The sequence below is a fragment of the uncultured Clostridium sp. genome, from assembly GCF_934754925.1.
In the GTDB taxonomy this organism is placed as follows: Bacteria; Bacillota; Clostridia; order Clostridiales; family Clostridiaceae; genus Clostridium.
On sequence record NZ_CAKVJA010000002.1, the window covers coordinates 19,085 to 31,526 of the forward strand.

At 29.8% G+C, this 12,442-nt stretch carries 12 protein-coding genes; all 12 read left to right on the top strand.

What is annotated here, in order from left to right; translation table 11 throughout:
• Positions 1–229: 229 nt before the first annotated feature.
• The 12 genes from spoIVA (at position 230) to fmt (ending at position 12,424) form a co-directional block, all read left to right on the top strand.
• The gene (spoIVA, locus tag Q0G30_RS01535) at positions 230–1,708 is read left to right on the top strand and encodes a stage IV sporulation protein A (protein WP_294385593.1); all 1,479 of its coding nucleotides are present in this window, start codon (positions 230–232) and stop codon (positions 1,706–1,708) included.
• A gap of 174 nt (positions 1,709–1,882) precedes the next feature.
• A complete protein-coding gene (locus Q0G30_RS01540; RefSeq protein ID WP_294385595.1) occupies positions 1,883–2,287 on the top strand; it encodes a PBECR2 nuclease fold domain-containing protein in 405 nt (134 codons plus the stop codon).
• A gap of 369 nt (positions 2,288–2,656) precedes the next feature.
• Positions 2,657–3,625, top strand: a complete 969-nt coding sequence (locus Q0G30_RS01545) for an asparaginase (protein WP_294385597.1) — start codon at positions 2,657–2,659, stop codon at positions 3,623–3,625.
• A 304-nt stretch (positions 3,626–3,929) separates the two neighbouring features.
• A complete protein-coding gene (locus Q0G30_RS01550) occupies positions 3,930–5,294 on the top strand; it encodes an NCS2 family permease (RefSeq protein ID WP_294385600.1) in 1,365 nt (454 codons plus the stop codon).
• Positions 5,295–5,509: 215 nt separating this feature from the next.
• A complete protein-coding gene (locus Q0G30_RS01555; RefSeq protein WP_294385602.1) occupies positions 5,510–6,391 on the top strand; it encodes a YicC/YloC family endoribonuclease in 882 nt (293 codons plus the stop codon).
• A gap of 13 nt (positions 6,392–6,404) precedes the next feature.
• A complete protein-coding gene (gene remA, locus Q0G30_RS01560) occupies positions 6,405–6,674 on the top strand; it encodes an extracellular matrix/biofilm regulator RemA (RefSeq protein WP_005213529.1) in 270 nt (89 codons plus the stop codon).
• Positions 6,674–7,309: a guanylate kinase gene (gene gmk / locus Q0G30_RS01565; protein WP_294385604.1), complete on the top strand. Its 636-nt coding sequence runs from the start codon at positions 6,674–6,676 to the stop codon at positions 7,307–7,309. The genes remA and gmk overlap by 1 nt, the downstream gene beginning before the upstream one ends.
• Positions 7,290–7,508 carry a DNA-directed RNA polymerase subunit omega gene (gene rpoZ, locus Q0G30_RS01570; protein ID WP_294385610.1) on the top strand — a complete coding sequence of 73 codons (219 nt, stop codon included), beginning with the start codon at positions 7,290–7,292 and terminating at the stop codon, positions 7,506–7,508. The genes gmk and rpoZ overlap by 20 nt, the downstream gene beginning before the upstream one ends.
• A 2-nt stretch (positions 7,509–7,510) precedes the next feature.
• On the top strand, positions 7,511–8,701 hold the full coding sequence (coaBC, locus tag Q0G30_RS01575; RefSeq protein WP_294385612.1) for a bifunctional phosphopantothenoylcysteine decarboxylase/phosphopantothenate--cysteine ligase CoaBC: 1,191 nt from the start codon (positions 7,511–7,513) through the stop codon (positions 8,699–8,701).
• Positions 8,702–8,821: 120 nt separating this feature from the next.
• Entirely contained in the window at positions 8,822–11,029 is a 2,208-nt protein-coding gene (priA, locus tag Q0G30_RS01580; RefSeq protein ID WP_294385614.1) for a primosomal protein N', read from the top strand.
• 11 nt (positions 11,030–11,040) lie between these two features.
• Entirely contained in the window at positions 11,041–11,484 is a 444-nt protein-coding gene (def, locus tag Q0G30_RS01585; RefSeq protein ID WP_294385619.1) for a peptide deformylase, read from the top strand.
• Between the two features lie 13 nt (positions 11,485–11,497).
• A complete protein-coding gene (gene fmt, locus Q0G30_RS01590) occupies positions 11,498–12,424 on the top strand; it encodes a methionyl-tRNA formyltransferase (RefSeq protein ID WP_294385621.1) in 927 nt (308 codons plus the stop codon).
• Positions 12,425–12,442 lie beyond the last annotated feature (18 nt).

Here is a 12,442-nt window from a genome sequence, read left to right on the forward strand (position 1 = left end):
AATATAGTAATAAAAATAATATTAAGTTATGTAAAAATAAAATTTAAAAGTACATCATAAATATTTATCTTATAACATATTGTTAACTATATAGATACTTAAGAAGAAAGTTAATTCTAGTGCTAGAAATAAAAATTTTTATTTAAATGAATAAAATTAAAAAAATAGTATACTTTTTTTTACTAGGGAATATATATATAGTGTTAAAAATAAATAGGAGGGCGTACTTATGGGCGATTTCAATATATATAAGGATATTGCAGAAAGGACTCAAGGTGACATATACTTAGGTGTTGTTGGACCAGTTAGAACTGGGAAATCTACATTTATTAAAAAATTTATGGACCTTATGGTTATACCAAAAATTGATAATGCTTATAAAAAGGAAAGAGCTAAGGATGAATTGCCACAAAGTGGATCAGGAAAAACTATTCATACTACGGAACCTAAATTTGTTCCTAATGAAGCTGTAGAAATAACTATTGATGATGATATTAAATTAAAAGTTAGAATGGTAGATTGTGTGGGGTATATAGTTAAAGGTGCATTAGGATATTTAGAGGATGAAGAGCCCAAGATGGTTAATACTCCATGGTATGAATATGAAATACCATTTGAAGATGCTGCTGAAATTGGTACAAGAAAAGTTATAACAGATCATTCAACAGTTGGACTTTTAGTAACTACAGATGGTAGTATTACAGGTATAAATAGAGAGGAATACTTAGAGGCTGAAGAAAGGGTAGTAGAAGAGCTTAAAGCAATTAACAAGCCTTTCATAGTTGTACTTAATACCAAAAACATAAACTCTCCTGAAACAGAGGCATTAAAGGATGAATTAGAGAAAAAGTATGATGTAGAAGTTCAGGTTATGGATGTTTATAATATGACAGAAAAGGATATTGAGAAGTTATTTAAGCATGTACTTAAGGAATTCCCTGTAAAAGAAATAAATATAGACATGCCTCTTTGGGTTGAAAATTTAGAGCCAGATCATTGGCTAAAAAAAGAATTTTTCAAAATTATTAAGGGAATGTGTCAAAGCGTAGATAAAATAAGAGACATAAAATCAGCCTTTAATGATGCAAAAGAAAATGAAAATTTAAGCGCATCAGATTTAACTGAAATAAATCTTGGTGAAGGTACTGCAAGGATATTACTTAAACCAAGTGAAACTATTTTTTATAAAGTACTTAGTGAAAATTGCGATTCTGAAATTGAAAGTGAGAGTGATTTAATAGCTCTTGTAAAAGATTTAAATGTTGCAAAGCGCGAATATGACAAGATTAAGGATGCTTTAGTTGATGTTAGAGAAACAGGATATGGTCTTGTTGCTCCACAATTAAGTGAAATGAAGTTTGAAGAACCTGAAATAGTTAAACAAGGAACTAAGTTTGGAGTTAAACTTAAAGCTAGTGCTCCATCGCTACACTTTATTAAAGCAGATATTAAAACAGAAATTAGTCCAATAATGGGATCTGAAAAGGAAAGTGAAGAGTTAGTTAATGCTCTTATGGATCAATTTGATAAGGATCCGGCATCATTATGGCAAAGTAATATGTTTGGTAAATCTTTAGAAGTATTAGTTAAAGAAGGATTACAAAATAAGTTATATAAAATGCCAGAAGATGTTCAAGTAAAAATCCAAAAGACACTTCAAAAGATTATAAATGAAGGTAATGGCGGATTAATTTGTATAATTCTATAACATAAATATAATCTACTGCTAACTTTAAATTTTAGTGGTAGATTATTTTTATTGCTATAAATAAGTTAAAATATAATTTTTTTTTAAATGTTAGTGTAGACTCTCTTGGTATTAGAATAGAATATATTAAGCAGATAGTATTATGCTTAATATATTATAGTAAAGAGGGATAGTATGGAAAGCAGATTGTGTACCTATAAAAGAGTAGGATATTTAAGACAAAAGGTAGCCAATGAGTTAGGTATAGAGTTTACTGGAGTAATATATGCATCCCCAGGAGTGCTAAGACATATTATAAAGAGGCATGGTAGGCAATTAGATAGAAGGACTAGGGATGGTATTCTTGAGTGGATGAAGAAAATATTAGAAGAACCCGACTATATTGGTATTTATAAAAATAAAGGGGGACAGACTGCTGTAGAATTTATTAAGAGAGTTTATACTAATTTGCTTTTGGGTGTAGAGTTAGATGAAGAACATCAATATATCTATGTAACCACGATGTACCCAATAACTGATAAGAAGATAGAGAACAGAATTTATAGTGGTAAGTTAATTGATATTAAGGGAAAAAAATAATTTGGTTGATATAATTTTGGGCGAAATGTATAATATGTAGTTGTGTACAAGAATGATTATTGAGGTGAGAAAGGGCTCCTCATGCGCTGAGTATTTCAGTAAACAGAGATGCAGGAAATGTCGACCTGCCAATAATCAGAATTAAAAATATTATTAACTAAGTGGAAATGGGATTTTATGATTTAATCAGAGGGTCTGTATATAGAATTTTATCTTTTAGTTTTATGAGGAGTGATAGAGAAAAATTAATGATATTTCTATGGTTGTATCATTAATTTCCATCATCACAGTATTTAATCTCTAATAAACAATTTAGATATACTATAAAACAGTAGATAAGGAATATAAGAAACTGGATGGAGGAGAAAAATGAAAAAAATAGCGGTAGTATTTAATGGTGGAACAATATCAATGAAGGTTGACGAGAGAATAAAGGCTGCTGTACCAAGTTTAACTGGAGAAGAGATAATGTCAATGGTTACAGGAATAGAAGAGTTTGCAGAAATAGAATCTTATAGCTTTTCAAGTCTTCCATCACCACACATGACTTTTAAAACTATGTTAGAGCTAAGCAAATTTACTAAAGATTTATTAGGTAGAAATGATATTGATGGAGTTGTAATAACTCATGGAACTGATACGTTAGAAGAAACTGCATATCTTTTAGATTTAACTATAGAAAGTGAAAAGCCAGTTGTAATTACTGGAGCTATGAGAAGTGGATCAGAATTAGGGTATGATGGACCATCAAATTTAGCAGCATCAATCTGTACTGCTATTTCAGAAGATGCAAGGAATAGAGGAGTACTTGTTTGCTTTAATGGAGAATTAAATTCGGCTTCAGAAGTTATAAAAGCAAATTCAATGGCCTTAAATGCTTTTAGAACTCCTAACTTTGGACCTATCGGAATAGTTGATAATAATAAGGTTATATTTTATAGAGAAACTAAAAAGACTGAAAAATATAATGTTGAAGAAATAAAAAGTGACGTTGCTTTAATAAAATGTGTTGCAGATATGGATTCTTCATTTATTGAATTTGTAATAGACAAAGGATATGGGGGAATAATCATCGAAGCTTTAGGAAGAGGAAATGTTCCTCCTAAAATGGTAGATGGAATAAAGTTAGCATTAAATAAAGGATTACCTGTAGTTGTAGTTTCTAGATGTTTTGAAGGTAGGGTTCATGAATCTTATGGATATGAAGGTGGAGGAAAGATGCTTAAAGATTTAGGTGTAATTTTTGGGGATACTCTTCCAGGACAAAAAGCAAGAGTAAAGCTAGTGTTAGCAATAAATAGTACAATAGATAAAGAAGAAATTAAGAATCAGTTTTAATATACGAATATTACATAATGTGGGAAAAGAAATGTACGTAAAAATTGACTTTTGGAAATTTATGGTTTATACTTATATATAAGATAACTTCTATTCTAATGATAAGTAGATAGATTTATTATATTCCCATTATAGAGTGAAAACTATGATTATAAGTTTTAATATTTAAAATAACTGCAAAGTGTTATCTTAGTGGCACTTTGCAGTTTTTTATTTACTTGTAAGTTATTTAGAGTAGATAAAGTTTAATTACCTTTATCTTATTCTTAAACTTAAATATATAAATTACAAGGGGGATTTTTTAATGCAAACCGTAACTAAAAAAGAAAAGTTGCTACCCATCTTTTCTAACAAAAATGTTGATATGAAAAAAGAAATGCTTGCAGGATTAACTACATTTTTAACAATGGCATATATTATTGCAGTTAATCCAAGTATTTTATCAGCTACAGGCATGCCAGCTGGTGCTCTAGTTACAGCAACATGTTTAGCCGCTGCAATCGCATGTATACTAATGGGGATATTTGCTAATTTACCATTTGCATTAGCATCAGGAATGGGATTAAATGCATATTTTGCTTATACCGTTGTAGGACAAATGGGAATTTCATGGAAGGTAGCTTTAACTGCTGTATTTGTTGAAGGTATTATATTTATTATTTTATCACTATTTAAAGTTAGAGAAGCTGTTGTAAATGCAATTCCTAAGAACATGAAATTAGCTGTAACAGGTGGTATTGGGTTGTTTATAGCATTTATTGGAATGGCTAATTCAGGGTTAGTTGTTGCAAATGATTCAACAATGGTATCTTTAGGAGTATTTACACCAACTGTAATAATAACAATCATAGGTCTTATAATTATAACTGTTTTAGATAAAAAGGGAATAAGAGGAGCTATTCTTTGGGGAATATTAATTTCTGCTATTATAGGATGGGGATTTGCTTTAGTTGATAAGGAGGCTGCTGGAGCTTTAGGAATTTATTTGCCAACTGGAGTATTTAAGTTTGAAGGAATTGGAGAAATTGCAGGAAAAGTTGATTTAGTAAATGCATTTAGTGGTGAAAATATTAAAATGTTTATTACTGTAGTATTTACTTTCCTATTTGTAGATTTCTTTGATACAGTAGGAACTTTAGTAGGTGTTTGTTCCAAGGCTAAAATGCTAGATGATGAAGGTAATGTTCCAAATGCAGGAAGAGCACTTTTGGTTGATGCTATAGGAACTACAGCAGGATCATTACTAGGAGTATCTACGGTTACTACTTATGTTGAAAGTTCAACAGGAGTTGCAGTAGGTGGAAGAACAGGATTTACAGCTATAACTACAGGAATTTTATTTTTAATAGCTATGTTCTTTTCACCAATATTTATAGCTATTCCAAGTTGTGCAACAGCTCCAGCTTTAATTTATGTTGGATATTTAATGCTTGGAGCAGTTAAAGAAATAGATTTTGATAATATAACAGAGGGAGTACCAGCATTTTTAACTATTGCAGCTATGCCCTTAACTTATAGTATTGGGGATGGTTTGACTCTTGGAATATTATCATATGTAATAATTAATTTATTATATAGTATCTTTAGCAAAAAGGAAAATAAAGTTAAAATTTCCTGGGTAATGTACCTTCTAGCAGTAGTATTTATATTAAAATTACTATTCTTATAAAAATATTTATTTAAAAAGTTGCATCAAAATAAAGTTATGAATAACTAAGTTATATTGATGCAACTTTTTTGTATATAGAAATAAGTGTTAACAATTTGTAAACAAAATATTGACATAGAATCTAGTAAGGTTATAAACTATGATATAGTAAAAGAAATTTATTTAAGATAAATATAAGTTATATTTAATAAGCCATAGAAGGTAAGGAGAATAATATGATTAGGAGCATGACTAGCTTTGGAAGAAGCAGCAGTGAAGAAGGACAAAGAAGAGTTTTTACTGTTGAAATGAAAAGCGTAAATAGCAGATATTTAGATGTAAATATTAGAATGCCTAAAACTTTAATTTCTTTAGAAGAAGAAATTAGAAAGATGATAAGTAATTCACTTAATAGAGGAAAAGTTGATGTATTTATCAACTTAAAGAATTACAATGATGGCAGCGGAATTCCAAAGGTTGATATTAACTTAGCTCAAGGATATTTAGAGTGCCTTAAGGAGATAGAAGCAAAATTAGGTGTTAAAAATGATATTTCAGTAATGCAAATTGCAAGATTTCCAGAAGTTATTACTGTAGTAGAAGAAGAAGATAAAATAGATGAAGTTTGGCAAGAACTTAAACCTCTTATAAATGATTCTTTAGATATGATGATCAGAATGAGAGAAGTTGAAGGTGATAAGCTTAAAGAAGATATTTTATCTAAGATTTCTATTATAGAAGAATTAGTTTCAAAGGTTGAGGAGTTTGCAGATACTATCCCAAAAAACTTTAAGATAAAACTTGAAGAAAGAGTAAAAGAGCTATTAGGAAATGTTGATATAGATGAAAGTAGAATTGCAATGGAAGTTTGCATGTTAGCAGATAAGGCAACGGTAGATGAAGAAATAATAAGACTTAGAAGTCACATCAACCAAGTTAGAGAAACTTTAAATTTAAAGGAACCAGTTGGTAGAAAGCTTGATTTTATAGTTCAAGAAATGAATAGAGAAACAAATACTATTGGTTCAAAATCTAGTGATATCCAAATGACTAATATAGTTATTGATATAAAAAATATACTTGAAAAGATAAGAGAACAAGTACAAAACATAGAATAATAGGAGGATAGTAATGGGAATAAAATTGATAAACATCGGTTTTGGTAACATAGTTTCAGCTAATAGACTTGTTGCAATAGTTAGTCCAGAATCAGCACCGATTAAGAGAATAATCCAAGAAGCTAGAGATAGAGGAATGCTTATTGATGCAACATATGGAAGAAGAACAAGAGCTGTAATAATTACTGATAGCGACCATGTTATATTATCAGCAGTTCAACCAGAAACTGTTGCGCATAGATTAGTAGCTAAAGATGAAACTGTAGATGAGGTTGATGAATAATGCAAAATAATAAAGGACTATTAATTGTAATTTCCGGTCCTTCAGGAGCAGGAAAAGGAACAATATGCAAGGCGCTTTTAGAAAAGCGAGATGACTTATTTATTTCTGTTTCTGCAACTACAAGAAGTCCAAGAGCTGGAGAAGTAGATGGAGTAAACTATCACTTCTTAACTAAAGAAGATTTTATTTCTAAAGTAGAAAGCAATGATTTCTTAGAGTATGCTGAAGTACATGGAAATATGTATGGAACTCCAAAGTTCAAAGTAGAAGAGATGTTAGCTGAAGGAAAGAATGTTATTTTAGAAATAGACATTCAAGGTGCTTTAAAAGTTAAAGAAAACTTCAGCGAAGGGGTATTTATATTTATATTACCTCCATCAATGGAAGAGTTAAAACAAAGAATAATTAAAAGAGGTAGTGAAACAGAAGAATCATTAATGACAAGATTTAAAAATGCATATCAAGAAATAAACTATGTTTCTAAATACAATTATGCAGTAGTTAATGATGAAGTTGATACGGCAGTTAACAAAATAGAAGGAATAATTGCCGCAGAAAAATGTAGAGTAGATAGAATAAAAGATACAATATTAGATTCTAAGGAGGGCTTAATTCATGAACAACTCTATGATTAATCCATCAGTGGTGGACTTATTAAAAAAGGTAGAAGACAGATATTCACTAGTTATAGTAACATCAAGAAGGGCAAGACAAATAATAGATGGTAGCAAACCATTAACTTCAAATCCTTCAAAGAAACCATTAACAATAGCTATTAATGAAGTTAATGAAGGTTTAATTAGTTATCACAAAAATAATGAAGGAATAAAATAATCATGAGTAAATGTGTTGTTATTGGCGTTACTGGAGGAATTGCAGTTTATAAAGCATTAGATGTTATTAGTGCTTTAAGAAAAAAGGATGTAGAAGTTCATGTTATTATGACTGAAAGCGCATCTAAATTTGTAAATCCTTTAACATTTCAATCTATCAGTCAAAACATGGTAGTTACTGATATGTTTGCGGAACCTAAGGCTTGGGAAATTCAACATATTTCATTAGCACAAAAGGCTGATTTAATGTTAATTGCTCCAGCAACAGCAAACATAATAGGAAAAGTTGCAAATGGTATATCAGATGATATGTTATCAACAACTATAATGGCAGCAGCTAAAGCTAAGGTGATATTTGCACCAGCTATGAATACTAACATGTATCAAAATAAAATAGTTCAAAATAATATAGAAAAGTTAAAAGAATTTGGCTATGGTTTTATTGAACCTGCTAGTGGAAGATTAGCTTGCGGAGATGTAGGAGTTGGAAAACTTGCAGATGTTAATACTATTGTAGAAAGAGTGTTAGCTGAATTAAATGATAAGGAACAAGATTTAAAGGGGAAAAAGGTTCTAATAAGTGCTGGACCTACTATTGCTCCAATTGATCCAGTAAGATATATAACTAATAGATCAACTGGTAAAATGGGATATGCCATAGCTGAAGAAGCTAGAGATAGAGGTGCAGAAGTTATTTTAGTTTCAGGACCTACCAATTTAAATCCACCAAAAGACGTAAAAATAATAAACATAAAAACTAATGAAGAAATGAAAAATGAAATTTTCGATAATTTTGAATGGGCAGATATAGTTATTAAATCGGCAGCAGTTGCTGATTATAAGCCTAAGGAATATAGTAAAGACAAAATCAAAAAAGGTGAGGGGGATTTTAATCTTTGCTTAACTAGAGATAATGATATATTAAAGTCTCTAGGAGACATGAAAACTCACCAGGTTTTAGTTGGATTTGCAGCAGAAAGCAATGATGTTTTAGAGAATGCAGAGAAGAAACTAAAAAACAAGAATTTGGATTTTATAGTTGCAAATGATATTACATCTTCCGATACTGGTTTTGGTAGTGAGGATAATAAAGTAGTTATTCTTTCAAAAAATAATGAAAAGTTAGAGCTAGAAAAAATGAGTAAAAAAGAGGTTGCAAGTAATATATTTGATATGATTTTAGAAAAGCGCTAATTGCGCTTTTCTTTATATACAATAATCTTATATAAATCTAAATATCCAATAAACTCTTATGAGTTTAAATTTAATTGTTAATTTTATGTATAGCAATTAAGGTAGAGTGAGGGTGATAAATTGAATTTATATGCTGAAATAATATTAAATTCAGAGGCCTTAGAAATTGATAGACCTTTTACATATAAGATTCCAATAGAGCTTGAAAAGAAAGTTCAAATAGGGCAAATAGTAAAAGTTCCTTTTGGAATGGGAAATAAAACATCAGAAGGTTTTGTACTTGCAATAAAATATGAAAGTGAAATTGATATAAGTTTTAGAGTTAAGAAAATTTCTAGTATAATAACTGATGAACCTGTTATTGATGAAGAGGATATTAAACTTATTGACTTTTTAAGAGAAAAGTATTTATGTAAATATATTGATGCATTTAGATTACTTATACCAGTTGGAATTATGAAAGGTGCTAAAAGTAAGAGCAAAAAAGTAATAGTTTTTAAAAGTGATGATTTAAGTTGCATAAAAAAACAAGAAGGATATATAGAAATTATTAATTTTTTAAAAGAAAATTCAGGTAAATATACAAAGAGTGAACTTATTAATGCTAATTCACTTTCTCAATATAAATTAAATAAATTAATAGAAAAAGGATTATTAGGAGTAGAAGAAGAAACTGTTTTTAGGTATAATAATAGAACTTACAATATAGATTGTGAAAAAAAATTAACATTAGAGCAAAAGCAGGTACTTAATGAATATAGTAATTCAAGTAATAATTTATTTTTACTTAAGGGTGTTACTGGCTCTGGTAAGACTGAAGTATATATGAGAATGGTAGAAGATGTTTTGGAAAAAAATAAATCTGCAATTATCCTAGTGCCAGAAATATCATTAACACCTCAGATGATTGAAAGGTTTAAGGGGAGATTTGGAAGAAATGTTGCCTTATTTCATAGTAAATTATCTGATGGTGAAAGATTTGATGAGTGGTTTAGAGTAAAGGCTGGAAAGGCTAGGGTTGTAGTAGGGGCAAGAAGTGCTATTTTTTTACCTGTAAAAAACTTAGGCCTTATTATAATTGATGAAGAGCATGAAAATACATATAAATCAGAACAAAATCCTAAATATCAGACTAAAGAGGTTGCAGAGTTTTTAAGCCAGCAAAAAGGGTGTAAGGTAGTTTTAGGATCGGCTACTCCAAGTATAGAAACTTATTATAGAGCTTTAACAGGTGAGTTGCAGTTGTTAGAACTAAATTCACGAGTTGATGGCAAGGATATGCCACCTATGAAAGTAATTGATATGAGAAATGAATTAAAAAGTGGAAATGTATCTTTATTTAGTAGAGAGTTGTTTAATGAGATGCAAGAAAAGCTTTCTAGAAAGGAACAAATAATATTATTCTTAAACAGAAGAGGTTTTTCTACTTTTGTATCATGTAGAAGTTGTGGATACGTATTTAAGTGTGAAGAGTGTGATATTTCTATGACATATCATAGAAATGGTCTTCTTGTTTGTCATTATTGTGGTAAAACAAAAAAATCACCTCAAAAATGCCCAAAATGTGATAGTAAATATGTTAAATTTTTTGGAGCAGGTACTCAAAGGGTTGAGGAAGAGGTGAAAAAATATTTTAAGAATGCTAGAGTTCTAAGAATGGATGTAGATACTACAAGAAGTAAGGATGCTTATGAAAATATCTATAATACATTTAAAGAGGGAAAAGCTGATATTCTTATAGGTACTCAAATGATTTCAAAAGGACTTGATTTTAAGAATGTTACGCTTGTAGGTGTATTAGCAGCGGATATGTCCATAAATATACCAGACTATAGAGCTGCTGAAAGAACTTTTCAGATAATTACTCAAGTTGCTGGAAGAGCAGGAAGAGGAGAAAAGCAAGGAAAAGTAATAATACAAACATACACACCAGAGCATTATAGTTTAAAATATGCTGTAAATTATGATTATGAAGGATTCTATGAGAAGGAATTTACAGTTAGAGCCCTGATGAAATATCCTCCTTTTGGTAAGATATTATTAATAAACGGTATATCAAAAAAAGAGGATTTATTAAGGAACTTTATGCATAAAATATCTAATGTAATAAAACCATTAGTAGAAAAGGAAATAGATGTTGATATTTTAGGACCAATTCCATGTTTAGTGGCTAAGGTTAAGGAAAATTATAGATGGCAAATTGTGATAAAAGGGGAATTTGAATCAGAATTTGCTAAAAAAATTAAAGAATTACTTTATGATGAGAACAAGAACGTATATAATGATATACGAATAAGTATGGATATAAATCCAAATAATTTATTCTAGGAGGATATGAAATGGCAATTAGAACTATTAGAACTATGGGAGACGATGTTTTAAGAAAGAAGTGTAAAGAGGTTACTGAAATAACTAAAAGAGAAATAACTCTTATTAATGATATGGTAGATACTATGTTTGAAGCAAATGGTGTTGGATTAGCAGCTCCACAAGTTGGAATACTTAAGAGAATATTTGTTATAGATATTGATGATGAAAATGGAACAATGGTATTTATTAATCCAGAAATCTTAGAAACTAGTGGAACTCAATGTGGAGAAGAAGGTTGCTTAAGTGTTCCAGGAGAGTTTAGCGAAGTTGAAAGACCAAATTACGTAAAAGTTAAAGCATTAAATGAAAAAGGTGAAGAATTTATTTTAGAGGGAGAAGGATTATTAGCAAGAGCTATACTACATGAAAATGATCATTTAAATGGTGTTTTATATGTAGATCTTGTAAAGTAGGAGGAATTTATAAATGAAAATTGTATTTATGGGAACTCCTGATTTTGCTGTTCCATCGTTAGAAGCTTTAATAGAAAAGTATGGGGTAGAGGCTGTTTTTACACAGCCTGATAGACCTAAGGGAAGAGGTAAAAAAATGGCCTTTTCTGCTGTTAAAGAGGTGGCTGTTAAACATGATATAAAAGTGTTTCAACCAGAAAAATTAAAGGATGATAGAGATGCTATAGAGTATTTAAAAGACCTTAAACCAGACTTTATAATAGTAGTTGCTTTTGGGCAAATATTAACTAAAGAAGTTTTAGATATTCCTAAGTATGGCTGCATAAATTTACATGCATCACTGCTTCCTATGTATAGAGGAGCAGCTCCGCTTAATTGGGTTGTAATTAATGGAGAAAAGAAATCAGGTAATACAACAATGCTTATGGATGTTGGGTTAGATACTGGGGATATGTTATTAAAAGATGAAGTAGAAATAACTGAAAACATGACAGCTGGAGAACTACATGATATATTAATGGTTAGAGGCGGAGATCTTTTAATAAAAACAATTGAGGGAGTTGCAAATGGAACTATAAAGGGTATAAAACAAGAAGGTGAAACTTGCTATGCAAAAATGCTTTCTAAAAATACTGGTAAAATATCTTGGAATAATAGTGCTTTAGATATTCATAATTTAATTAGAGGTCTTAATCCATGGCCAATTGCACATACTACATATAAAGATGAAAATATGAAAATATATGAATCTGAAGTTTTAGCTGAAAATAGTAATAAAGAACCAGGAACTATATTAAGTGTTAATAAAACTGGAATGAAAGTTAGTTGTAGTGAAGGTGTTTTACTAGTTAAAAAAGTTCAATTCCCTAATGGAAAGCCATTAACTATTGAACAATATATAAATGGAAAAGATATTGAGATAGGTTGTAAGTTGGTATAATATGAAAGGGGAGATTTT